Raw genomic sequence first — 23088 nt, forward strand, 5'->3', positions numbered from 1 at the left:
CGCCGCGGATTAGTCGCGGGGTTGCGGTACAACGCGGAGATAGGGCTTGAGTTCCTTCCAGCCCTCTGGATATTTCGCCTTGGCCGCCTCGTTGCTGACCGAGCCGGCAATGATGACATCATCGCCATTTTCCCAGTTCACCGGGGTAGCGACCTGGTGCTTGGCGGTCAGCTGCAGGCTGTCGATGACGCGCAGCACTTCGTTGAAATTGCGGCCGGTGGAAGCGGGATACTCGATCTTGAGCTTGACCTTCTTGTCGGGCCCGATGACGAAGACCGAGCGCACGGTCAGGCTGTTATCGGCATTGGGATGGATCATGTCGTATTTGCGGGCGACTGAACCATCGGTATCGGCCAGCAGCGGGAAATTGAGCGCGACGCCCTGGGTTTCCTCGATGTCCCTGGCCCAGCCGGCGTGATCCTCGAGCTTGTCGACACTCAGGCCCAGCACCTTGACGCCCCGCTTGTCGAATTCGGGCTTGAGCTTGGCGGTAAAGCCCAGTTCGGTGGTGCATACCGGGGTGTAGTTCTTGGGGTGGCTGAACAGCACGGCCCAGGAGCCCTCGATGTAATCGTAGAAGTGGATCGGGCCTTCGCTGGAGTCAGCGGTAAAATCGGGGGCGGTGTCGCCAATCAAAATGGACATCGTGCTGTTCCTTTTTGGGGCCGAAGCTGGCCCAGGTTTGCGTGGTACAAAGATAGAATTCTACGCGCTCGCCTAGTAGCCGCACCGGGCGGAATGATTTTGTGTTGTGCCCGAGGGCCACGCCAAGCCGTTCCAAGAAGCCAGCCCGGCACAGTATGGCGCAGATCGGCGTGCTATTGCGCGGCCGGACGGGCCGGGGCACCATTGCTCCAGACCACCTGCTCGGTATTGAGTGGTATGACCGACAGGCTCATCTTGCCGCTGCCCTGCTGGATCTCGCGGGCATGGGCAAGGTAGATCAGCGCATTGTTGGCAGTGTCATAGATGCGGGTGACGCGCAGCGACTTCCAGATCAGCGAACGACCCTCCTTGAAGATCTCTTCGCCACCGCCCCTGGTGGCAATATCGCCAATGGTGATGGGGCCGGTGACCGAGCAATCAAGGGCCGAATAGGAGGGATCTTCGAACCAGTTGCCCTGGCTGACGCGGTCGATGAAGGAGCGGTTGAAATAGGCCAGGTGGCAGACCACGCCATCGACCTCGGGATCGGCCAGAGCATCGACGGCAATGTCATTGCCGGTCCAGTCGACGCCGACGCTGCCGACCTCACGGGCATCGCCACAGGCGGCGAGGCTGACAGCAACCAGGGCGGTCAGGGCGAGGGTGGCAAGACGGTTCATCAGCAGGCTCCCAAAATTGTCTGCCACAGATGGGCCGCGCGCGTCGCCAGCGCAAGGGTCAATGCCGGTTTTCGCGCAGATGCCGCTCCAGCACCCGCACCAGCAGAGACAGCGAAATGGTCAGGGTGAGATAGAGCAGCGCCACCACATTATAGGTCTCAAAGAACAGGAAGGTGCCCGAGGAGTAGACCTTGCCCAATTGGGTGATGTCCTGCACGCCCAGCGCCGAGACCAGCGCGCTGTCCTTGATCATGGAGACAAAGTCGTTGGCCAGCGGCGGCAGGATGGTGCGCAGGGCCTGGGGGGCGGTGACCAGGCGGAAGCATTTCCAGCGGCTGAGGCCGAGCGAACGGGCGGCCTCGAGCTGGCCGCGATCGACCGACTGGATGCCCGCGCGAAAGATCTCGGCGATGAAGGCGGAGTAGCAGACGGTGAGCGCCACAATGGCGCGCCAGGCAAAATCGAACTGGCGCACGGTGATGGCGGTATCGAAGGGCTGCAGCACCCAGTTCAGCGCCCCGACCATGGCCGGGGCGCCGACAAAGGCGACGTAGAACAGGAACACCAGTACGGGAATGCCGCGGATGATCTCGACATAGAAGGTGGCCAGTTCGCGCAGGATGCGATTGTCGGAGGTGCGCGCCAGGGCGACCAGCAGGCCGAGCACGGTGGCGGCGAAAAAGGCAACGCCGGTGACCCACAGCGTGGTGCCCAGCCCACCCGCCACCGCGTTGAAGATCTGGCTGTAGCCGGCATCGGTGGCGATGCCCCAATAGCCGAGCACGAACAGCAGCAGGATCGCCATCAGCCACCAGGGGGTGCGGGCGAGAATGGAGGGTTTGCGGGGGATATAGGTCATTGATGATGTGTTCCACGCTGCAAACCGCGAACTCGGGGCAGCACCTGACCCTTAGCGGGGGAGGTTGGGAGGGGGTGCGAGAGCCGGGATATAAGGGCCGACCGCCCCCCACCCTTGATCCCTCCCCGCGACGGGGAGGGTGCCGACTGAAACTTCAGTGGTTCAAATCACTGCGCCGAATTGAACTCGTAGAACCATTTCTGCTGCAGGGCGTCCATGGTGCCGTCGGCCTTGATCTGGGCCAGAGCGGCGTTGATGGGGGCCGCCAGATCGGAGCCCGGGGTGAGGATGAAGCCGAAATCCTCGGTGCCGAGCGGGGTGCCGACCACTTTGAAGGCGCCCGGATTGGCGCCGATATAGCCATTGGCCGAGGTCTGGTCCATCAGCACGGTATCGACGTCATTGGCCTGCAGCGCCTGCACCGAAGCGCCAAAGGTGTCGAACAGCTTGATGCGCGGATTGGCCTCGTCGCCATCGAGAACATTGTAGACGGCGACGTAGAAATTGGTGGTGCCGGCCTGGGCGCCGACCAGCAGTTCGGCATTGGCGGCAAAGCTCTCGGCGCCGTCGAAGCGGTCTTCATCGGCGCGCACCAGCATCAATTGCTGGCTGGTGAGGTAGCTGTCGGAAAAATCGATCTGCGCCTTGCGCTCGTCATTGATGGTGATGCCGTCCATGCCGACATCGAACTGGCCATCGCGCACCGCCTGGATCATCACGTCCCAGCTCGAGAGCTCCCAGGTGACCGTGGCGTTGAGGCGCCGGGCGATCTCGTTGAACAGGTCATATTCAAAGCCGATGCCCTCGCCGGTGGCCGGATCGGCGAAGTTGAGCGGCACATAGGCGTTTTCGGTGACGGCGACGATGGCGCGCCCATCGAGGTCAGGCAGTTGCTGGGCGGCGACCGATGACAGGCCGAGCGAGGCGGTGACCGCAGCGGCGGCCAGCAATTTGGTGAGCGATGACATGAGGCGGCAGTCTCCCGGGCAATGATGTGGCCGGGAGACTAAACCAGCGGCTGGCGAAATGAAAATGGGCTTTACGCCTCGTCGACAAGTTCGGCGTCCGGGCCATTGGTCTTGACCGATTCGATGGCGTTCACCGCGCTGGCCTTGGCCTTGTAGCGCTCGGAGCGGACCATGGTTTCGCCATTGGAGGCGACAAAGCGCACATAGAACTGGCCATCGCTGGAGCCGGCGATCTCGAAGCGATAGCCGGTGCCGGTCTCGTCCCTGGTCAGATCGACCGTGGGCGCGCCGGGCGCGTTCTTCTTCAGCGATTCGATGGCCGACTTGGCGCTGGCCTTGGCCTTGTAGTTCTCCGACCAGACAATAGTTTCGGCATTGTAGACAAAGGCGAACTTGAACTGCTCGTTGGCGGCGGGGGTGATCTTGAATTTATGCGCCATGACGCTGGGCCTCCTCAACAAGGACAGCCTGCAGTGGCTGCCTGATGGGTGCAAGACTAGCCCGCGTGGCGAAAATTGGAAGGGGGCTGGTGGGCGCCGCGCGGCCTGGCCACGATGATAGCCCATGCTGCCGGCGCGGGGACAAGTTGCTCACCCCGCTGGCGTGCCCGCCGAGCGGGCGGCAATCAGGCCTGCGGCAGCGCTTCGGCGGGGACGCGCAGATCGGCTTCGCTGACGATGCGCTGATAGGCTTCCAGGCTCGACTGCACCTTGTACTGCACCATGTGGCCCTCGTAGGGCAGCAGGGCGACGATTTCGCAGGCAGCCGCCTTGCGGGCGCTGCTGCCGTGCAGGGGCAGCAATTCGAGGGTCTGGCCGACGGAATATTTGTGCATGATGGGCTCCGCAAATAGATTACGGGCCGCTGCGGCTAACCGCTGGCGGCCCGCAACAGGCTTTAGAGAACGGCGATATTGGTGGCGCTGGCGCGACCGTCGCGGCCCTTTTCGACTTCGAACGAAACCTTCTGGCCTTCATTGAGGCCGGACAGGCCGGCGCGCTCGACGGCCGAAATGTGAACGAAAGTGTCGTCGCCGCCCTCGTCAGGCTGGATGAAACCAAAACCCTTGGTGGCGTTGAAGAATTTGACTGTGCCGTTGATGGCCATGTGCGTAGATCCGAACTGAGTCCGCCCCACTGGGTGCGGGCAATTCCCCGTGGCAACATGCACACAGGGGCAGAAACGTTGACAAGGTTCCGGGGATCACCAGCGCGCCGGGATCGCCAGCAGCATGGGTAAGCCTGTGAAAGGCTGAAAACGTGGAGAGACCCTTAGCACCACGGGGGCCCAAGGGCAAGGAAAGCCATGGGCCGCGCAGGCCGGCGCGCCGGACGGCGCGGACGCCTCCGGGTGTTGCAGAAAGGCGGGTCCCGAGACGGCTTTCGCCTCTGAGGAATTGGATAGTGAGACGAACGCCGTCCCGGAACGCCGGTTTTTGGAACTGTACGGCGGCACGGGGATCGCTCGTCCCCACACGGCCGGACTGGAACCTGTGTGGCAGGCAAAGACCACACCCGGCTCACCCCGCCACTGTTCGCCTGCAGGCCGCCCATGCGGGGTGATGGGCATGAGTTTACGCCAGCCCGCGCAGCCGGGGATAAGTTTGCATGCCGCCCGACCCAGCCCCCAGCGGATCGGCGCCCGCCGCCTGGCCCGCCTCGACCGGGGTCTGGCCCGCAGCCGCGCGGGCCGAGAGGGAATCGGTGGGCGCCCCGGCCCGGGCGGCGCGCCCGGCCTCAAAACCCTCATGGTAGGCGCGCCGCTCGCGCTGCTTCATGCGCACCACCAGCTGGCCGCGTATGTAGTCCATGTCATCCCGTTCGAATTTCAGCGCTGCGGCGGGCGGCTTGAGGCGCATAATCGGCCGGTAGCCGGTGTGGAGGTTCCAGATGCGGCAGTTGAACTTCTCGTCCCAGGTGGTGTGGCGGCTCTCCCAGTCCTCGAGCCCGGCCAGCGCCTGGCCCAGCTGCACCGCCAGCCCCGCCAGGTCGGCCGCCGCGACCGGCAGGCGCTCCTTGGGCTTGCGGATGAAGGAGGCGCACTCGCTGAGCAGGCCTTCGGCGGCGATGCGCACGGGTTCGGACACCGGCGCGGTCGGCTTTTTGGCGCCGAGGGCGACGAGATCCTTATGCACGGCGCTGAGCCCCAGCCACAGCGTCTCGTGGCGCTCGGCAAGGGTGGCGGTGGTGGTGGGCAGATGGAAGTCGGGCATTGCTGGTACTCCTGGTGCGACGCGCCCTGGTGGCGCGGGGTGGACAGGAGAGGGTAAGGCCGGGTGGAGGGGGTGGGGATTAGTTGCTAGCGCGGCGCCACATGGTCACGCAGCCAGCTGTCCAGCACGGTCTTGGTAAAGGTCTGAGCCTCAAGATGGGTGTAGATAAAAGCGATAATGGCATCATTATCAGCAACAAGGCGCAGACCATTGAGACCCAGAAACAGGTCAACACAGGCATAGGCCACCCGCTTATTGCCGTCGATGAAGCCGTGGTTCATCGCCAGACTTTCCCATAGCGCGGCGGTTTCTTCGATGAGATCGGGGTAATAGCCAGTCTGTGGCCGCAGGAGCGCGGACTCGATCAGCCCCTTGTCACGCACGCCGGGCGCACCACCAAAGACGCGGATCAGCTCGGCGTGAATATAGAGCGCTTCATCAAGGGTGAGATAGGCCGTCACTGGCCGCTACTTGGCCAGCGCTTCATAGACGGTGCGGCGCTGCACCATGCTCTCGGCCAGCAATTGCTGCACGCGCGGGCTGACCTTGGCATCGGCATTGGCGGCGCTCAGCCTTGCATACTCGGCAGCGGAGATGACCACGGCGACATCGCGACCGTTTTTCTGCACATGCACGGGCGCGCGCTGGGCCTCGTCGAGGACTTGGCCGAATTTGTTCTTGGCGTCGGTGGCAGTGATCGTGGACATGGCGCTCGCTCCTGAATGGCTAATATAGCCATTTTAGGCGGTAAGCGCAAACGGGGGTCTCTGGCCAAAATGATGACTTAGGCTTGCAGCCTTGCTGCTCACGTTCCATGAATGGCGTGAGCAGCGGGGGCGGGTTTATGGGTTTCGGCGTTTTTATTCATCGCGCAGACTCGATCTACGACGACAGCCCGGCTGAACGCTATCAGTTCCCCAAGCCCTATCTCGACCGCGCCGCAGCCTGTGTGGGCGACTGGATTGTCTATTATGAGCCCGTGAAGGTGCGCGGCTCGAAGGGCTATTATGCCATCGCGCGGGTAGAGCGGATTGTGCCCGACCCCAGCGCCACCGACATGTATCTGGCACTGATCGAGCCGGGCAGTTATCTCGAATTTGCCTATCCGGTTCCGTTTGTCGATGCCGATGGCTGGGTGGAAAAGGGCCTGCTCAACGAACAGGGCCGGATTTCCGGACGGGCGCAGGCGGCGGTGCGGCCGATCTCGCCGCAGGATTTTGACCGCATTCTGGCGCGCGGGTTGGCCGAGGAGCAGTCGCTGCTGCCGCGCGTGGGCGCGGCGGAGGTGACAACGGACCTGCCCTATGGCCTAGGCGAGATGGGGCAATCGGCCTTTATCCATGAGCAGGAGCGCGAGCGAATCAGCGCCATGACCACGCGGGTGGTGCGCGACAGAGTGTTTCGCCGGGTGGTGCTGCGCGCCTATGGCGAGCGCTGTGCGGTGACCGGGCTCAAGCTGATCAATGGCGGCGGGCGGGCCGAGGTGGCGGCGGCGCATATTCGGCCGGTGGAGCACAATGGCCCCGACATCATCAATAATGGCGTGGCGCTATCGGGCACAGCGCACTGGATGTTTGATCGGGGGCTGATCGGGCTCAGCGATGAGTTCGACATCATCGTCTCACGGCAGGTCAATGACCGCGACGGCGTGGAAAGCCTGATCAACAAGACGGGCAAGCTGATCGGGCCGCTGATGGCGCGGGACCGACCGCATCCGGGCTATCTGGCCTGGCATCGGGAGAATTGTTTCAAGGCGTAGGCCCCCCACCTAACCTCCCCCTGAAGGGGGAGGGACCGCGCGGTGGGTGGGGCGGGATGGTGCACGGTCCGCTGGACGACTCCTCCCCCTTTCAGGGGGAGGCTGGGTGGGGGTGATCTTTGTGGTCGCGCGGCGATTGTGGGTGTTGCAGCATCTCAGGATGGGTCCCGGCCTGCGCCATGCGCCATTCGAGCGTAGCTCTCATGGCCTTCTCGCCTCGCATCGCGCCACTGGCGCGATGTGCCCTGTGGGACGGGTCGAAGCCCCTGAAGGGGGAGGGACCGCGCGGGGAGTGGGGCGCGGGCTGGGACTTGTTACTCGTCGCCCATCTTCAGCGCCTTGATGAAGGCTTCCTGGGGGATTTCGACATTGCCGTATTGGCGCATCTTGGCTTTGCCCTTTTTCTGCTTTTCCAGCAGTTTTCGCTTACGCGTGGCGTCGCCGCCATAGCATTTGGCGGTCACGTCCTTGCGCATGGCGCGGACGGTTTCGCGGGCGATGATCTTGCCGCCAATCGCCGCCTGGATGGGAATGACGAACAGGTGCGGCGGGATCAGATCCTTGAGCTTTTCGCACATCAGCCGGCCACGGCCTTCGGCGACGGAACGGTGCACCAGCATGGACAGGGCGTCGACCGGCTCGGCATTGACCAAAACCGTCAGCTTGACCAGATCGCCGACGCGGTAATCGGCCAGGGCATAGTCAAAGCTGGCATAGCCCTTGGAAATGGACTTCAGCCGATCATAGAAATCGAACACCACCTCATTGAGCGGCAGATCGTATTCGACCATGGCGCGGTTGCCGACATAGCTCAGATTGCGCTGGATGCCGCGGCGATCCTGGCAGAGCTTGAGGATCGAGCCGAGATAGTCGTCGGGGGTGAGAATGGTCGCCTTGATCCAGGGCTCGCGGATCTCCTCGATCTTCATCACATCGGGCAGATCGGCGGGATTGTGCAGATGGATCTGCGTGCCGTCGGTCATGGCGATTTCATAGACCACCGAGGGGGCGGTGGCGATCAGATCGAGATCGAACTCGCGGCTGAGCCGTTCCTGGATGATTTCGAGGTGCAGCAGGCCCAAAAAGCCGCAGCGGAAGCCAAAGCCGAGCGCCGCGCTGGTTTCCATTTCATAGGAAAAGCTGGCGTCGTTGAGCCGCAGCTTGCCCATGGCGGCGCGCAGCTCGTCAAAATCGGAGGCGTCGACCGGGAACAGGCCGCAGAACACCACGGGCTGGGCCGGGCGGAAATCGGGCAGGGCCTGGGCGGTGGGCTTTTTGTCCTCGGTGATGGTATCGCCGACATTGGTATCGGCTACTTCCTTGATCGAGGCGGTGAAGACGCCCAGTTCGCCGGGGCCCAGTTCCTTGACCTCGACCAGCTTGGGCGTGCTGACGGCGACGCGATCAAGCTCATAGACGGCGCCAGAGGCCATCATGCGGATCTTCTGGCCCTTCTTCATCACCCCGTCGATGATGCGCACCAGCACGACGACGCCGAGATAGGTATCGTACCAGCTATCGACCAGCAGCGCCTTGAGCGGCAGGTTGATATCGCCCCTGGGGGGCGGCAGGCGGTGCACGATGGCTTCGAGCACGGTGTCGATGCCCATGCCCGATTTGGCGGAGATTTCCAGCGCGTCGGAGGCGTCGATGCCGATGACGTCCTCGATCTGCTGCTTGACGCGCGGCACATCGGCGGCGGGCAGATCGACCTTGTTGAGCACCGGGACGATTTCGTGATTGGCTTCGAGCGCGTGATAGACATTGGCCAGGGTCTGGGCCTCAACGCCCTGGCTGGCGTCGACCACCAGCAGCGATCCCTCCACCGCGGCCATGGAACGGGAGACTTCATAGGCGAAGTCGACATGGCCGGGGGTGTCGATCAGGTTGAGGATATAATCCTCGCCATTGAGCGCGTGATATTTCAGGCGCACGGTCTGCGCCTTGATGGTGATTCCGCGTTCGCGCTCGATATCCATCGAATCGAGGACCTGCGCCTTCATCTCGCGCAGCTCCAATCCGCCGGTGAGCTGGATCAGCCGGTCAGCCAGGGTGGACTTGCCATGATCGATGTGCGCGACGATGGAGAAATTGCGAATGTGGGAAAGCGGCGTTGTCATGGGTGGCCTGATAGCAGATGCCAAAGGGCGCGCAAAGATGGTTTCCGCAGCGTTAAGGCGGCTGATGTGGCAACGAAGCGGCCGGGCCGGGCGTTGCAGGGGATGAAGATCACCCCAATCGCCCTCGCCCTCACCCTGACCTGCAGTTTCAGCCCCGCCTATGGGCAGGACTGGCTGGCGCCCCTGCAGGAGCTGGCCGACCAGCTGACCGGGCCCGCCAAGGCCAGTCCACCGCCGAAAGACAGCGGCGGCACGGCGCGCCCGGATTTCCCCAGGGCGCCGACGCCGCCGGTGGTGGCGCGGCCCGACGTCGCCCCGATTGCGCCGCCGATTCCCCTGGCGCGACCGGATTTTTCCGCCGCCGAGCCGGCAGTCGAGCCAGCGCCGGAAGAGGCCGAGACCGGGACGACGCCGGAACCCGTCGTGACGCCCGAACCCGAGGCCGAGGCGGCAGCAGAGCGCGCGGCACCGGCGCGGGTGTATCAGGGGGCCTGTCCGGCGGTGTTGCAGGGCCTGGTCGCGGCGACCATGCGGGCGCCAATTGCCGAGGGGGCGTGTGGGGAACAATCGCCGCTCGAGGTGACGGCGGTATTGAGCCGGGGTCGGCTGGTGCCGCTATCGAGCCCGGTCACCACCAATTGCGCCATGGCCAGCGCCCTGCCCGCCTGGGTGGCGCAGGTGGATGGCTATGCCCAGGCGATGCTGGAGAGCCCGCTGGCGCAGATCAATACCGGGCCGGGCTATATGTGCCGCAAGCGCAACAATGGCGAGACGGGTTTCGTCTCCGAGCACGGCTTTGCCAATGCGCTCGATGTCACCGGCTTCACCCTGCAGGACGGGCGGGTGCTGGCGGTCAAGACCGGCTGGCTACCGGGCAATGCGGCCGAGGGACGGCTGCTGCGGCTGGCGCATGACGCCGCCTGCGGCAGCTTCACCACGGTGCTGGGGCCCGAGGCCAATGCCGATCACGAGGACCATATCCATCTCGACCTCGGCTGCCACGGGCAGAGCTGCACGGCGCAGCTCTGCGAATAGGCGGCAGGCTTATTGCGCGGGGACGGCTGGTGCCGCCGGCGCGGCACTGGGGGCGGCGGTGCCGGGCGCCGGAACCGCGTCGGCCTTGGCATAAAAGGCGGTGACGGCGTCAACGCTGGCGCGGTCGGGGCTGCCTTCGGCGCAATCGGGCGCGGTGGCTTCGACATCGGCCCTGACCTTGGCATAGGCGGTGATGGCGCTGACTTCATCGAGGCCAACGCTGGCTTCGAGGCGCTTCTGGTCGCCGGCCATGCCGGCCTTGATCTCCTCGGGCACGGGCAGTGCACAGATCTCGATCACCGCCAGGGTGGCATAAAAGCCGGTCAGCAGCTTATCCTGCTTGGGGGTGCTGGGAAGGGTTGCCGCCGGATCGACCACGATATCGGTGGCCGCCGGAACAGCGGGCGCCGCCGGCGCGGGTGCCGGCGCGTCCTGCGCCAGGGCGGGATTGAGGCCAAGGGCGAGAACGGAGAGCACGGCGAGGGAACGGAACATGGTGACACCTTCAAGAAACTAGCTGTCTCCCTTGGACCTCCCGAATGTGGCCTCAGAACGACGTGGCGTCGGATTGAGGGTGATGCACGGGCAAATCCGCCCAATCGCGCAGCGACAGATTATCCAGTTCCCGATCAGATCGGGTGGTGGGGCTGGTGCGCGCGACGAGGCGGCGCACGAATTTGGCTAGACTAGACATTTTGTGACCTCCTTTGGGTCTTGCTGTGGTTATCGTCCGCATTATCAAGCCTAGAATGGCGATATACAATGGACAAGGTCGCGAAGCGGATATAGAAAAACTATATGCAGAACCCCTTCCCCATTCCGCTCAATGCACTGCGGGCCATCGAGATTGTGGCGCGGCGTGGCGCGCTGGCCCCGGCAGCCGAGGAGCTGGGGGTGACGATTGGCGCGGTGAGCCAGCATTTGCGACGGGCCGAGGAGCGGCTGGGGCTGGCGCTGTTCGAGCGCACGCCGAGCGGGCTGAAGCCGCTGCCGCCGCTCAAGGCCGCGCTGCCGCAGCTGACGGCGGGGTTTACCGGCCTGGCCGACGGGCTGGCGAGCCTGAAGGGCAGCGATGACAGCGTGCTCAACCTCACCGTGGGCAGTGTGTTTGCCTCGCGCTGGCTGATCTGGCGGATCAACAAGTTCAGCCAGGCGCATCCCGATATCGAACTGCGGCTGAGTGTCACCGCCAGCATGGTGGATCTCAGCCGGCCCGATGTCGATTGCGGCATCCGCTTCGGGCATGGGCGCTGGCCGGGAGTGACCGCCGAGCTGGTCGGCGGCACGGCCTATCAGCCGGTGTGCGCGCCATCGGTGGCGCCACGGCTGGGCAAGCTGGCCGATCTGGCGCAGGTGCCGGTGATCCAGGATGTGACCACCATGCTCAGCTGGGAGGCGTGGCGAAGCGAGGTGGGGCTGGACCCGTCGATCAAGCTGACCGGGCCGATCTATTCGGACGCCTCATTGGCGTTTGACGCGGCGATTTCCGAACAGGGCGTGCTGATGGCCGCCGACATGATGAGCGCCGACGCGGTCAGCGACGGGCGGCTGGTGCGGCCGTTCAACCATAGCGTGGAAGGGCCACAGGGCTATTTTCTGGTGGTGGCCAAGGGGCGGCGCGAGAGCGCCAAGCTGCGGGCGCTGCGCAGCTGGCTGGCCGAGGAAGTGCCGGCCAGCGTCAATGGCTATCTGGGACTGACGCGGGGATGAGGCCATGCGGCAATGGGATAGCCAGCGGACGGGCGCTCGCGCTATGGAGAGCCATGGCAGATAGTTATCGAGCATGGCTGCGCGGCGCACTCAAATGGCAGGACATTGCGGTAATCGACCTGCGGGACGAGGACGGCACCGGCAAGAAGCTGCAAAGCTGCGGGCTGAAAACCCTGGGCGAGATCGACAAGATCGCCGGCCCCAAACTGCTCGAAATCGAGGGCATGGGCATTGGCGTGATCAAGCGCGTGCGCGCCATCATCAAGAAATGCAAGGCAACGGAACGGCGCCGGCGACCGACGGCAGTGAGCTATGTGCGCACGGAGCGGGAATTTCCGGAGTGAGGGGATGGGCCGCCTTGAGCTCTGCCGACAGCCATTCGCCGCTGCGGGGCACAGGCGATTTTGCGGGGGTCGTGTCAGGCATTGCCTTGCCTTTGACCAGGCACGGTCCTAGAGACCGGGCATGAGTGCTGACAAGTTCTTTCTCGTGGCCACCATTCTTGCCCTGGGTATTGCCGTCGCCATCGCCATGTTTGGCGCCTGAGGCGGCAATTGATGGCTGCCGGGTGGAGCGGGACGCTTGATCCTCACCAATGCCGGGCGGCGGGTGGTGATCCACGCCGGCTCGCGCGTGAGTGGACGTGACCCTTCGACGGTAAGACGCGGCACGGCATGAGCACATCAGTCCGGGGGGGTGTGGTTCCTGGCCAGCACATCACCGGCCAGATAGAGCGAGCCACAGATCAACACCCGCGCATGGGGGATTGCGGCTGCCGCCTGCAGCGCCGACAGGATCGAGCGTTTGGCGGAGGCCGCAAACCCGGCCGCGCGCGCCATCCCGGCAATGGACTCGGCCTTGTGGGCATTGGGCTCGCCCGGCACGGTCAGCGTGAAGATCTGCTGCACCTGGCCGGCAAAGGGTTTGAGAAAGTCTGCCGGATGGCGCGTGTTCATCATGCCCATGATCAGCACCAGCGGCGCTGGCCGTGTCTGGTTCATCTCGGCGATGACCCGGGCCAGGGCGGTGGCGCCATGCTCATTGTGCCCGCCATCCAGCCACAGCTCGCCGCCCGGCCCCAGCATATCGCGCAGCCGGCCATGCAGCGCCATCATGCGCGCCGGCCACGCCACCTGGCGCAGGCCCTGGGCCAGCGCCGCCGCATCGACCGGCAAGCCGAAGTGCCGCGTCGCGGCAATCGCCAGCGCCGCATTGTCGAACTGGTGGGCGCCGATCAGCGCCGGCGGCGGCAGATCGAGCAGCCCGTCCTCGTCCTGATAGACCAGCCGGCCATCCTGGGCCGTGCCGTGGAAGTCCTCACCCTGCCAGATCGGCCTGATCCCCAGCCGATGAGCGGCCCGCTCGATCACCGCATGCGCCGCGTCCTGCTGCAGCCCGATCACCGCCTGGCTGCCGCGCTTGAGAATGCCGGCCTTGTTGGCGGCGATCTCGGCAATGGTGGTGCCCAGAAATCCCTGATGGTCCAGCGCCACCGGGGTGATGATCACCCCCAGCGGCTGCGCGACCACGTTGGTGGTGTCATAGGTGCCGCCCATGCCGGTTTCGAGTAGCAGATAATCCGCTGCAGTTTCGGCATAGAGCACTAGGGCGGCCACGGTGGTCACCTCGAAAAAGGTGATCGGCCGCCCGGCATTGACCGCCTCGACCCGCTCAAGCACCTGGTTGAGCCGCCGGGTGCCGACCAGTTTGCCGGCGAGGCGAATGCGCTCGTTGAAGCGCACCAGATGCGGCGAATTATAGACGTGCACGCTCTTGCCGGCAGCCTCGAGAAAGGCGCGCAGATAGGCAATCGTCGAGCCCTTGCCATTGGTGCCCGCCACATGGATCACCGGCGGCAGATTGTCCTGCGGCCGCCCCATCGCCTCCAGTAGCGGCATCATGCGCTCCAGGCTGAGATCGATCAGCTTGGGGTGCAGCTGCGCCAGGCGCTTGAGGATGGCATCGGTTCGCGACATGAGGGTTCACCAGAGCTCGTGGAGCCCCGGTTTACGCCGCCGGACCGGGCCGGCTCAAGGGCTTCCGCGCAGTGTCGTCAATAAAGCTCCGAAAAGCCCCGGGGCTTATCGACGCTGGCCGGCCGGTGCGGCTGATGGGCTGGAAGACAGTGGAGGGACGCCCGTGGCGTCCTTCATGTCCTGACCGTCTAAAGCGGGGCAGGCCCGCTATTCGGCATGGGCTGCCTGCGGCGGGGTATCCAGATCGCCATCTTCGCCCTCGGCCGCCACGGCGGCGTCGCGCATCGTGCTGCGGGCGACAGTGGTCACGGCGGTACTGGCCAGGGCGTCGGGCGCATCGTTCCGGGTCAGGATGGCGGCAAGCGAGCCGATGGTGGAGCGCAGGTCGTGGCGATGCACCACCATGTCCACCATGCCGTGTTCATAGAGGTATTCGGAGCGCTGGAAGCCCTTGGGCAGCTTCTCGCGAATGGTCTGCTCGATCACCCGGGCGCCGGCAAAGCCGATGCGCGCGCCGGGTTCGGCAATATGCACATCGCCCAGCATGGCGTAGGAGGCGGTGACGCCGCCCGTGGTCGGATCGGTGAACACCACAAAGAACGGCAGCCCGGCCTCGCGCAGCCGCAGCACGGCCACGGTGGTGCGCGGCATCTGCATCAGGCTGAGCACGCCTTCCTGCATGCGCGCGCCGCCCGAAGCGACGAACAGCACGAATGGCGTCTTGCTATTGGCTGCAGTCTCCAGCCCGGTAATGATGCCCTGGCCGGCCGCCATGCCGAGCGAGCCGCCCATGAAATCGAAATCCTGCACCGCCACGGTAATGGCGCGCTCGAACAGCTTGCCGGTCGCCACCAGCACGGCATCGTCATAGCCGGTCTTGGCCCGGCTCTCCTTGAGGCGGTCGGTATAGCGCTTCTGGTCGCGGAATTTCAGCGGATCGAGCGGCACGCTGGGCAGTTGCACCAGCTTGTAGGCGCCGTCGTCAAAGAATGTCTTCAGCCGGTCAGCCGGCTTGATCTTCATGTGGTAGCCCGAATTGGGCACCACCCACTGATTGGCTTCGAGATCGCGATAGAACACCATCTCGCCGGACTCGGGATCCTTGACCCACAAATTCTCGGCAATCTGCGACCTGTCGCCCAGAATGGAGCGGATTTTGGGGCGGACGAAGTTATCGATCCAGTTCATGGCGGGCCTCGCGTGGTGACACAGGTGTCACCTAAGCTTGAAATTGTGGCATTTCTTATCAGGGTGAGGGCAGGAGGGCAAAGGGTGCCGTGGTGCCTGTGCACAGACCCCCACCTAACCTCCCCCTGGAGGGAGAGGGACCGTTTGGCTGGCGGGGCGCGATCGTGCCGGATGCAGGGTCTGTCCCTCCCCTCCAGGAGGAGGTCGGGTTGGGGTTAGCCCCGCGCCCGCTTCACCCCGGCAAAGATATCGGCCACCAGCTCGCGCACCGCGCTCACCGTGGTGGGGCCGGCCTTGCCATCGACCAGCGAGCGGGCCACCGCATCGACCAGCACCGTGCCCACCACGATGCCATCGGCATGCTTGCCGATATCGGCAGCATCCTCGGCCGTCTTGATGCCGAAACCCACCGCTACCGGCAGGTCGGTGTGGCGCTTGATGCGGTCCACCGCTTCACCCACCGCACCGCGCGACTTGATCGCCGCGCCGGTGACGCCGGTCATCGACACATAATAGACAAAGCCCGAGGTGTTCCTGAGCACCGCCGGCAGACGCTTGTCGTCGGTGGTCGGCGTGGTTAGCCGGATGAAGTTGAGCCCGGCGGCCATCGCGGGCAGGCACAATTCGTCATCTTCCTCGGGCGGCAGATCGACAATGATCAGCCCGTCGACCCCGGCATCCTTGGCCGCAGTGACAAAGGCCGGCACGCCGAAACTGTAGATCGGGTTGTAGTAGCCCATCAGCACGATCGGGGTGGTCTCGTCCTTGCGGCGGAAATCCTCCACCATGCCGAGCACGCCGCGCAGCGTCTGCCCGGCCGCCAGCGCCCGCTGTCCGCCCAGCTGGATGGCGACGCCATCGGCCATCGGATCGGAGAACGGCATGCCCAGCTCGATAATGTCGGCCCCCGCCTGTGGCAGCGCCTCCAGAATGGCCTGGCCGGTGGCCAGATCGGGGTCGCCCGCCATGATGAAGGTCACCAGCGCCGGGCGGCCTTCAGCCTTGAGCGCGGCAAACCGCGTGTCGATGCGTGTGGTCATTTGAGCAGCCCCAGATATTTGCCGACGCTCTCGACGTCCTTGTCGCCGCGCCCCGACAGGCACAGCACGATTGACTGCTCCTTGCCCATGGTCGGCGCGATCTTCATCAACTGCGCCAGCCCATGGGCGCTTTCCAGCGCCGGGATGATGCCTTCGAGCCTGGTGCACAGCTGAAAAGCTGCCAGCGCCTCATCGTCGGTGATGGGCGCATAGGTCACCCGCTTGCTGTCATGCAGGAAGGAATGCTCGGGGCCGACGCCGGGATAGTCGAGCCCCGCCGAAATCGAATGGCCCTCCAGGATCTGCCCGTCGCCGTCCTGCAGCAGATAGGTGCGGTTGCCATGCAGCACGCCGGGGCGGCCGCCGGTCATGCTGGCGGCGTGGCCGTTTTCGACATCGATGCCGTGCCCGCCCGCTTCGGCGCCATAGAGACTGACGTCGCTGTCGTCGAGAAAGGCATGGAAGGCGCCAATGGCATTGCTGCCACCGCCGACGCAGGCCACCACGGCGTCCGGCAGTCCGCCTTCAGCCTCGGCAAACTGCTGCTTGATCTCGGTGCCGATCACGCTCTGGAAGTCGCGCACCATTTCGGGATAGGGGTGCGGGCCCGCCGCCGTGCCGATCAGGTAATAGGTGCTGTCGACATTGGTCACCCAGTCGCGCAGCGCCTCGTTCATGGCGTCCTTGAGCGTGCCGGCGCCCGCGGTCACCGCGCGCACTTCGGCGCCCAGCATCTTCATGCGCAAGACATTGGGCATTTGCCGCTCGACGTCGGTGGCGCCCATGAAAATGGTGCAGGGCAGATCGAACTTGGCGCAGACGGTGGCCGTGGCCACGCCATGCTGGCCGGCGCCGGTTTCCGCGATCACCCGGGTCTTGCCCATGCGCCTGGCCAGGAGGATCTGGCCCAGGCAATTATTGATCTTGTGACTGCCGGTATGGTTGAGCTCTTCGCGCTTGAACCACACCTTGGCCCCGCCCAGATGCTGGGTCAGCCGCTCGGCATAGTAGAGCGGGCTCGGGCGCCCGGCATAATGGGTGGAGAGATTGTCCAGCTCGGCCTTGAACGCCGGATCGTTCTGCGCCGCCCGATAATGGGCTTCGAGATCCAGGATCAGCGGCATCAGGGTTTCGGCGACAAAGCGGCCGCCAAAGATGCCGAAGCGCCCCTGGTCGTCCGGACCATTGCGCAGGGAATTTTTTCCGGTGGTGTCCACGTCAGCCTCAAAATGCTCCGGCGCCTGCGTCTCCCTCCCCCTTGTGGGGCGGGACGGCGCGCAGCGCCAAGGGTGGGGGTGGGCCAAGCGAGCCGGATGACGGAATACCCCATCCGACCCCGTCGGGGCCACCCTCCCCGCAGGGGGGAGGGAGAAGAAAGACTTATACGGCGGCGCGGGCGTTTTGGATGAACGCTTCGATCAGCCGTTTGTCCTTGACCCCGGGTGCGCTCTCGACCCCCGACGACACGTCCAGCCCGAAGGGGCGCACGGTCCTGACGGCGTCAGCGACAGTCTCTGGCGTCAGCCCCCCCGAAAGCATGAAGGGGATGGACGGGTCAAGCGCCTTGAGCAGGGCCCAGTCGAAGGTATCGCCCAGCCCGCCGGGGCGGTCGGCCCCCTTGGGCGGCTTGGCGTCGAGCAGCAGCCGGTCGGCCACCTCATGGAAATCGCTGACATGGCCGACATCTTCGGCCGAGCCGATCGGCAGCGCCTTGATGATTTCAACGCCCGCCTCGGCGCGGATGGCCTCCACCCGATGCGGGGTTTCGGGGCCATGCAACTGGATCCAGTCCGGGCCCAGCGCGGCAAATTCGGCCACCGTGCTATTGTCCGGATTGACCAGCACCACGCAGGTCTGCACCCGTCCGCGCGCCTGGGAAATCAAATCGGCAATGGTATCGACGCTGGCATGGCGCGGCGAGCGCGGGAAATGCAGGAAGCCCACCATATCGGTGCCGGCTGCGATTGCCGTCTCCAGAACGTCAGGGGTCTTGATGCCGCAAATCTTGATGATCAGGGGGTCGGCCATAGGGGTGCTCAGCGCAGCTCCAAGAGATCGTCGACATCGGCAGCGCCGCTGGACGGGCTGCGCGGGGTCTTGCGCAGGGTTTCCAGCTCGCCAGTAAGGGTTTGGGCCTCGCGGCGCCAGTGTTTTTCGCCGCGGCGATGGTGGCTTTGCGCAAACCAGGTGGCAATGCCACCGGCCAGCACACCCACCAGCAGCACCATATAGAGCACCACAAACATCGGCACGCCATAACCGGGCATGGCGGCGCCGTCACCGGGAGCGAAAGGATTGAAATTGACCACCACGAAGTGCCGGTTCGCCAGGGCGAACACCACCAGGCCCAGGCAGATCGGCACCAGTATCAACCAACCGACGATTTTATTGACCATTGCCTTGCGTGCCTATGGAGCCCTGGCCCCGTTACGAACGGTTGAGCCGCTCGCGAATTTCCTTGCCAGCCTTGAACTGCGGCACATATTTCTCGCCCACATCCACCTGCTCGCCGGTACGCGGATTGCGCCCGATCCGGGCCGGCCGGTTCTTCACCGAGAAGGCGCCAAAGCCGCGCAGTTCGACGCGATCACCGCGCGCCAGGGCCTCGCCGATCTCATCGAGGATCGCATTGACGATGTTCTCGATATCGCGCTGGAACAGATGAGGATTTTCCGCCGCAAGCTTCTCGACAAGTTCCGACTTGATCATCCCAGGCTCCACTTGGCAGGCTGCCGCCCCAACAGATTTATGAGGCGGCTCCAACCTGCCAAAGCGAGACCAGCCCGTCAAGCGTGATAGGGCCCTGCGGCAATCCGAGCATGCTGCGGGCCTGGCCGTTCAAAAAGGTGCCGATCAGGTCAAAGCCCTGGTCTGGCCGGGGCCAGATGGTCCTGATATCCAGATCGGCGGCCACGTCATGGCTCGCTTCCAGCCACGCCATGGCTTCAAGCTCGCCGCCGATTTCATCGATCAGCCCGCTTTCGAGGCCAATCCGCCCCGTCACGATGCGCCCGTCGGCCAGCGCCAGGGTCTGGCTCCGGCTCAGGCCGCGGCGTTCGGCGACAATATCGACGAACCACTGAAAGCTGTCATCGACCAGTGCCGCAATCGAGGCGCGCGGCGCCCCGCTCAGCGGCTCGTTGACGTCCGGCTCGGCCTTGAGCGGGCCCGAGGCGACCTTGTCCAGATCCACCCCGATCGTGTCGAGCAGCTTGCCGGCATTGACGTGCTGATACAGCACGCCGATCGAGCCCACGATCGACAGCCGACGCGCAAAGATGCGGTCCGTGCCGATTGCCGTCATATAGGCGGCCGAGGCCCCCAGTTCCTTGATCACCGCCACTGTCGGTTTGGCGGCGCGCAACTGCCCCAGCGCCTCGTACAATTCCTCGCCGCCCGCCGTGGTGCCGCCCGGCGAGTTGATCGCAATGATCACCGCCTTGACCGCATCGTCCTCGGCCAGCGCCGTCATGGCGGCCAGCCGGTCCGGATCGGAGGCAATGGCGCCATCCACGACCAGCCGCGCCACGTAATCGCCGCTGCCAGCTTCGGGCAGGGCAAAGCGCCCCACCCCGACAATGACGGCAATGGCCAGGGCCATGAACGCCAGTATCCGCCACAGGCCGCGCGACTTGCGGAAGGTCTCGGCGGCGATCACGCCATGCGGATCGCTGGCTGGGGCAGCTGGATTTGGGTCAGTCATCGGGGCCTCGCTCTTGGGCATTGCCGTCCGGTACGGCGACTGTCGGGCTTTGGCAAGACCGCGCGACGCGTCAGAATGTCTTGACCATGAAGCGGGCCGCCGCCTCATAGCTGGCCAGCTTGGCCAGCAGCTCCGGTGATAGCACAGAAGGGCTCAGCGCGCGAAAGCCATGCTTGTGCCAGAACGGCAGCGAGTCATTGACCGCCACCAGGCTCATATTGGCAAAGCCGTGCGCGCGCGCATGGCGCTGGATCTCGCCGACAATCCTGGCCGCCGCCCCGGTGCCGCGCGCCTTGTTGAGCAGCGCCAGATCATGAATGTAATAGGTGTCGGCGGGCTCGGGCACCGCGCCCAGCAGCGCATTGAGCGCCGGCAATTGCTTGAAGTGCCAGGGATGGCTCAGCACATAGCCCGCCGGAACGCCATCCAGCTCGAGCAGCCGCGTGCCGTCCGGATAAAGGCTCTGCCGTTCGGCAAACACGGCCGCATCCTCGGGAAAGCCCGGATGCACGATCGCGGCGATGGCTTCAACTGCCGGCAGGTCAGACGGCGTCAGCGGGCGCCAATGGATCGTGTTGCTCATGGGATTGTTAGAAAGCAAAAGGCCCGCGCTGTGAAGCGCGGGCCCAAGGTTTTGCAGGTAAGCTTGTGCAGCTTACAAGACCTATTCCTTTTCGCGATCCTTGAGGGCAGCGCCCAGGATGTCGCCCAGCGATGCGCCCGAAGCGGACGAACCGTAATTGGCAACAGCTTCTTTTTCTTCGGCGATTTCGAGCGCCTTGATCGAGAGCTGGATGCGCTGGGTCTTGCGATCATACTGGGTGACGCGGGCGTCAACCTTTTCGCCCTTGCTGAAGCGCTCAGGACGCTGATCGTTGCGATCGCGGCTGAGGTCGGCACGGCGGATGAAGGCAGTCATTTCGCTGTCGGCGAGACGGACTTCGATGCCGCCATCGTTGACCTCGGTGACGGTACCGGTGACGATCGAACCCTTGCGGATGCCGCCTTCGGTGCCGGCAGTGTCGGCGACTTCGCCGGTCGACAGCTGCTTGATGCCCAGGCTGATGCGTTCCTTCTCGACGTCAACATCGAGGACCTTGGCCGAAACCATGTCACCGCGGTTGTAGTCTTCCAGAGCGATTTCGCCTGACTTCTGCCAATCGAGATCGGAGAGGTGGACCATGCCGTCGACATCGCCGTCGAGGCCAATGAACAGGCCGAATTCGGTCTTGTTCTTGACTTCGCCTTCGATGACAGCGCCCACGGGGAACTTCTCGGCGAAGCTTTCCCACGGATTGGCCAGGGTCTGCTTGAGACCGAGCGAAATGCGACGCTTGTCCGGATCGACCTCGAGCACGACAACTTCGACTTCCTGGGAGGTCGAAACGATCTTGCCGGGGTGGACGTTCTTCTTGGTCCAGCTCATCTCGGACACGTGGATCAGGCCTTCAATGCCTGGCTCCAGCTCAACAAAGGCACCGTAGTCGGTGATGTTGGTGACGCGACCGGTGAACTTGGCCTCGATCGGATACTTGGCTTCGATGCCTTCCCATGGATCAGCCTGCAGCTGCTTCATGCCCAGCGAGATACGATGGCTCTCGTGGTTGATGCGGACGATCTGGACCTTGATGGTCTCGCCGATCGTGAGCACTTCGGAAGGATGGTTCACCCGACGCCATGCGATGTCGGTGACGTGAAGCAGGCCGTCAATGCCGCCGAGATCGACAAAGGCACCGTAATCGGTGATGTTCTTGACCACGCCGTCGACAACCTGGCCCTCTTCGAGCTGCTGCACGATTTCCGAACGCTGTTCGGCGCGCGACTCTTCGAGAATGGCACGACGCGAGACGACGATATTGCCGCGACGTTTGTCCATCTTCAGAATCTGGAACGGCTGCGGCACGTTCATCAGCGGCGCGATATCGCGGATCGGGCGAATATCGACCTGCGAACGCGGCAGGAAGGCAACGGCGCCTTCGAGGTCGACGGTGAAACCGCCCTTGACCTGGTTGAAGATGGTGCCTTCAACGCGCTCGTTGTTGTTGTACATGACTTCGAGCTTGACCCAGCTCTCTTCACGACGGGCCTTCTCGCGGCTCAGAACGGCTTCGCCGGCAGCGTTTTCGACGCGGTCAACATAGACCTCGACGATCGAGCCAACAACGATCAGGCCGTCACGGCCGGCGGCGCCGAATTCCTTGAGCGGAATGCGGCCTTCGGTCTTCAGACCGACGTCGATGATCGCCAGGTCCTTTTCGATCGCGACGACGGTGCCTTTGACAACCGAACCTTCTAGCGGCTCGTTATCAACGAACGAATCCATCAACAGCGATTCAAAATCTTCTTTCGTCACAGTTTGCTGTGCCAAATATCTTCTCCGTTGTGCCGGTGGTTGGGGGTGAGCATCGCCAGAAATGGAACCCGCCTGCTGAACCTTGCTCAGCAGCCGGCACACGGGGCCATTCGGGAATGGCGATGAATCTGATATCGGTCCGCTTGCTTCGCTGAGGCTGATGGCCGGGGCCGGTTCGCACAAGGTTGGATTTGAGCTTTACAGCCCTGCCTTGCGCGCCATGGTCCCATCGACAATCGCGATGGCTGCGCGGAGTGATGCCTCTATATCGAGAAGCGTCGTATCGAGCAAGTGCGCGTCGTCAGCTTTGTAAAAGCCGCCATGGGGATTGGCCATGTCGCGTGCGTCGCGCTCTTCGATCTGGTGATAGAGGGCGTAGCGGTCAACCGGCAGGCCGCGCAGTTCGAGCTGCCGCGCCCGGCGCTCCATGCGCACCTTGCTGTCGGCAACAATGAACAGCTTCGCATCGGCGTCCGGGCAGATCACCGTGCCGATATCGCGCCCGTCCAGCACCGCCCCGCCCGGCTGGCGGGCAAATTCGCGCTGATATTGGCGCATCGCCACGCGAACCTCGCCAATCACCGCGACGCGGGACGCCAAGATCCCGGTATTGGCGCTGGTCAGCGCCTCCAGATTGCCCAGATGGGCCGCGTCGAGCCTTTGCGCCGCAGCGATCGCCTTGGCCTCGAAGTCCGGCCCGTCGGGCTCGTCCCGCAGCGCCCAGCCCACCGCGCGATACAGCAGCCCGGTGTCCAGATGCGGCAATTGATAGTGTCGCGCCAGCCCTGCGGCCAGCGTGCCCTTGCCTGATGCGGCCGGTCCGTCCACGGCAATAATCAT

Annotated in this window: 28 protein-coding genes and 1 pseudogene; 4 read left to right on the forward strand and 25 right to left on the reverse strand. The window is 64.3% G+C overall.

The annotated features are described in order from the left end of the window. Positions 1–9 precede the first annotated feature (9 nt). The 11 genes and pseudogenes from ABFY71_RS10350 to ABFY71_RS10400 all read right to left on the reverse strand — a co-directional run bounded on the left by ABFY71_RS10350 (position 10) and on the right by ABFY71_RS10400 (position 6071). Complete coding sequence (locus tag ABFY71_RS10350; RefSeq protein ID WP_305579337.1) at positions 10–645, reverse strand: peroxiredoxin; 636 nt, start codon at positions 643–645, stop codon at positions 10–12. A 173-nt stretch (positions 646–818) separates the two neighbouring features. Continuing rightward, on the reverse strand, positions 819–1325 hold the full coding sequence (locus ABFY71_RS10355; protein WP_305579338.1) for a CreA family protein: 507 nt from the start codon (positions 1323–1325) through the stop codon (positions 819–821). A gap of 58 nt (positions 1326–1383) precedes the next feature. Continuing rightward, on the reverse strand, positions 1384–2184 hold the full coding sequence (locus ABFY71_RS10360) for an amino acid ABC transporter permease (RefSeq protein WP_347945918.1): 801 nt from the start codon (positions 2182–2184) through the stop codon (positions 1384–1386). A gap of 167 nt (positions 2185–2351) precedes the next feature. Continuing rightward, complete coding sequence (locus ABFY71_RS10365; protein WP_347945919.1) at positions 2352–3152, reverse strand: transporter substrate-binding domain-containing protein; 801 nt, start codon at positions 3150–3152, stop codon at positions 2352–2354. A gap of 71 nt (positions 3153–3223) precedes the next feature. Beyond that, positions 3224–3424: a YegP family protein gene (locus ABFY71_RS10370; protein ID WP_347946111.1), complete on the reverse strand. Its 201-nt coding sequence runs from the start codon at positions 3422–3424 to the stop codon at positions 3224–3226. 12 nt (positions 3425–3436) lie between these two features. After that, positions 3437–3718: pseudogene (locus tag ABFY71_RS19315) on the reverse strand (YegP family protein); the annotation flags it as partial. Between the two features lie 59 nt (positions 3719–3777). Next, on the reverse strand, positions 3778–3987 hold the full coding sequence (locus ABFY71_RS10380) for a hypothetical protein (RefSeq protein WP_305579341.1): 210 nt from the start codon (positions 3985–3987) through the stop codon (positions 3778–3780). A gap of 62 nt (positions 3988–4049) precedes the next feature. Then, the gene (locus tag ABFY71_RS10385) at positions 4050–4259 is read right to left on the reverse strand and encodes a cold-shock protein (RefSeq protein ID WP_347945921.1); all 210 of its coding nucleotides are present in this window, start codon (positions 4257–4259) and stop codon (positions 4050–4052) included. Positions 4260–4725: 466 nt separating this feature from the next. Further along, a complete protein-coding gene (locus ABFY71_RS10390) occupies positions 4726–5364 on the reverse strand; it encodes a hypothetical protein (RefSeq protein WP_347945922.1) in 639 nt (212 codons plus the stop codon). An 86-nt stretch (positions 5365–5450) separates the two neighbouring features. Next, positions 5451–5825 carry a type II toxin-antitoxin system death-on-curing family toxin gene (locus ABFY71_RS10395; protein WP_347945923.1) on the reverse strand — a complete coding sequence of 125 codons (375 nt, stop codon included), beginning with the start codon at positions 5823–5825 and terminating at the stop codon, positions 5451–5453. A 6-nt stretch (positions 5826–5831) separates the two neighbouring features. Next, positions 5832–6071: a type II toxin-antitoxin system Phd/YefM family antitoxin gene (locus ABFY71_RS10400; RefSeq protein WP_347945924.1), complete on the reverse strand. Its 240-nt coding sequence runs from the start codon at positions 6069–6071 to the stop codon at positions 5832–5834. Between the two features lie 137 nt (positions 6072–6208). Between ABFY71_RS10400 and ABFY71_RS10405 the strand changes: the two genes are divergently transcribed. Beyond that, positions 6209–7123, forward strand: coding sequence for an HNH endonuclease (locus ABFY71_RS10405; RefSeq protein WP_347945926.1), 915 nt, complete (start codon positions 6209–6211; stop codon positions 7121–7123). Positions 7124–7437: 314 nt separating this feature from the next. On the opposite strand, the gene lepA is transcribed toward ABFY71_RS10405, so the two are convergent. Then, positions 7438–9243 carry a translation elongation factor 4 gene (gene lepA, locus ABFY71_RS10410; protein WP_347945927.1) on the reverse strand — a complete coding sequence of 602 codons (1806 nt, stop codon included), beginning with the start codon at positions 9241–9243 and terminating at the stop codon, positions 7438–7440. Between the two features lie 102 nt (positions 9244–9345). Here lepA and ABFY71_RS10415 point away from each other — a divergent pair, with 102 nt between their 5' ends. Further along, positions 9346–10278, forward strand: a complete 933-nt coding sequence (locus ABFY71_RS10415) for an extensin-like domain-containing protein (RefSeq protein WP_347945928.1) — start codon at positions 9346–9348, stop codon at positions 10276–10278. Between the two features lie 9 nt (positions 10279–10287). Here the strand turns inward: ABFY71_RS10415 and ABFY71_RS10420 are convergent, their stop codons facing one another. Both ABFY71_RS10420 and ABFY71_RS10425 read right to left on the reverse strand, forming a co-directional pair. Continuing rightward, complete coding sequence (locus ABFY71_RS10420; RefSeq protein WP_347945930.1) at positions 10288–10773, reverse strand: hypothetical protein; 486 nt, start codon at positions 10771–10773, stop codon at positions 10288–10290. Positions 10774–10825: 52 nt separating this feature from the next. Continuing rightward, entirely contained in the window at positions 10826–10972 is a 147-nt protein-coding gene (locus ABFY71_RS10425) for a hypothetical protein (protein WP_347945931.1), read from the reverse strand. Between the two features lie 104 nt (positions 10973–11076). Between ABFY71_RS10425 and ABFY71_RS10430 the strand changes: the two genes are divergently transcribed. Together ABFY71_RS10430 and ABFY71_RS10435 are read left to right on the forward strand one after the other, a co-directional pair. Then, positions 11077–11988 carry a LysR substrate-binding domain-containing protein gene (locus ABFY71_RS10430; protein WP_347945932.1) on the forward strand — a complete coding sequence of 304 codons (912 nt, stop codon included), beginning with the start codon at positions 11077–11079 and terminating at the stop codon, positions 11986–11988. Between the two features lie 53 nt (positions 11989–12041). Then, positions 12042–12332, forward strand: coding sequence for a hypothetical protein (locus ABFY71_RS10435; protein ID WP_305579353.1), 291 nt, complete (start codon positions 12042–12044; stop codon positions 12330–12332). Between the two features lie 339 nt (positions 12333–12671). Here ABFY71_RS10435 and ABFY71_RS10440 read toward each other — a convergent pair whose 3' ends face one another. The 11 genes from ABFY71_RS10440 to ABFY71_RS10490 all read right to left on the reverse strand — a co-directional run bounded on the left by ABFY71_RS10440 (position 12672) and on the right by ABFY71_RS10490 (position 23088). Then, positions 12672–13964 carry a bifunctional folylpolyglutamate synthase/dihydrofolate synthase gene (locus tag ABFY71_RS10440; RefSeq protein WP_347945933.1) on the reverse strand — a complete coding sequence of 431 codons (1293 nt, stop codon included), beginning with the start codon at positions 13962–13964 and terminating at the stop codon, positions 12672–12674. A gap of 207 nt (positions 13965–14171) precedes the next feature. After that, complete coding sequence (gene accD / locus ABFY71_RS10445) at positions 14172–15152, reverse strand: acetyl-CoA carboxylase, carboxyltransferase subunit beta (RefSeq protein WP_347945934.1); 981 nt, start codon at positions 15150–15152, stop codon at positions 14172–14174. Between the two features lie 215 nt (positions 15153–15367). Further along, positions 15368–16192 (reverse strand): tryptophan synthase subunit alpha, encoded by an 825-nt coding sequence (gene trpA, locus ABFY71_RS10450; protein ID WP_347945935.1) that lies wholly within the window; start codon positions 16190–16192, stop codon positions 15368–15370. Beyond that, positions 16189–17409: a tryptophan synthase subunit beta gene (gene trpB / locus ABFY71_RS10455; protein ID WP_347945936.1), complete on the reverse strand. Its 1221-nt coding sequence runs from the start codon at positions 17407–17409 to the stop codon at positions 16189–16191. The genes trpA and trpB overlap by 4 nt, the downstream gene beginning before the upstream one ends. Before the next feature lie 163 nt (positions 17410–17572). Continuing rightward, positions 17573–18220: a phosphoribosylanthranilate isomerase gene (locus ABFY71_RS10460; RefSeq protein ID WP_305576806.1), complete on the reverse strand. Its 648-nt coding sequence runs from the start codon at positions 18218–18220 to the stop codon at positions 17573–17575. A gap of 8 nt (positions 18221–18228) precedes the next feature. Continuing rightward, entirely contained in the window at positions 18229–18588 is a 360-nt protein-coding gene (locus tag ABFY71_RS10465) for a LapA family protein (RefSeq protein WP_305576804.1), read from the reverse strand. A gap of 31 nt (positions 18589–18619) precedes the next feature. Beyond that, positions 18620–18901 carry an integration host factor subunit beta gene (locus ABFY71_RS10470; RefSeq protein ID WP_305576802.1) on the reverse strand — a complete coding sequence of 94 codons (282 nt, stop codon included), beginning with the start codon at positions 18899–18901 and terminating at the stop codon, positions 18620–18622. A 37-nt stretch (positions 18902–18938) separates the two neighbouring features. Beyond that, positions 18939–19895 carry a signal peptide peptidase SppA gene (gene sppA / locus ABFY71_RS10475; protein ID WP_305576800.1) on the reverse strand — a complete coding sequence of 319 codons (957 nt, stop codon included), beginning with the start codon at positions 19893–19895 and terminating at the stop codon, positions 18939–18941. A 70-nt stretch (positions 19896–19965) separates the two neighbouring features. Beyond that, positions 19966–20478 (reverse strand): GNAT family N-acetyltransferase, encoded by a 513-nt coding sequence (locus ABFY71_RS10480; RefSeq protein ID WP_347945937.1) that lies wholly within the window; start codon positions 20476–20478, stop codon positions 19966–19968. Positions 20479–20559: 81 nt separating this feature from the next. Continuing rightward, on the reverse strand, positions 20560–22263 hold the full coding sequence (gene rpsA, locus ABFY71_RS10485; RefSeq protein ID WP_347945938.1) for a 30S ribosomal protein S1: 1704 nt from the start codon (positions 22261–22263) through the stop codon (positions 20560–20562). 183 nt (positions 22264–22446) lie between these two features. Further along, a complete protein-coding gene (locus ABFY71_RS10490; RefSeq protein WP_347945940.1) occupies positions 22447–23088 on the reverse strand; it encodes a (d)CMP kinase in 642 nt (213 codons plus the stop codon).

Origin of the sequence: Devosia alba (assembly GCF_039938915.1) — a bacterium.
GTDB lineage: Bacteria > Pseudomonadota > Alphaproteobacteria > Rhizobiales > Devosiaceae > Devosia > Devosia alba.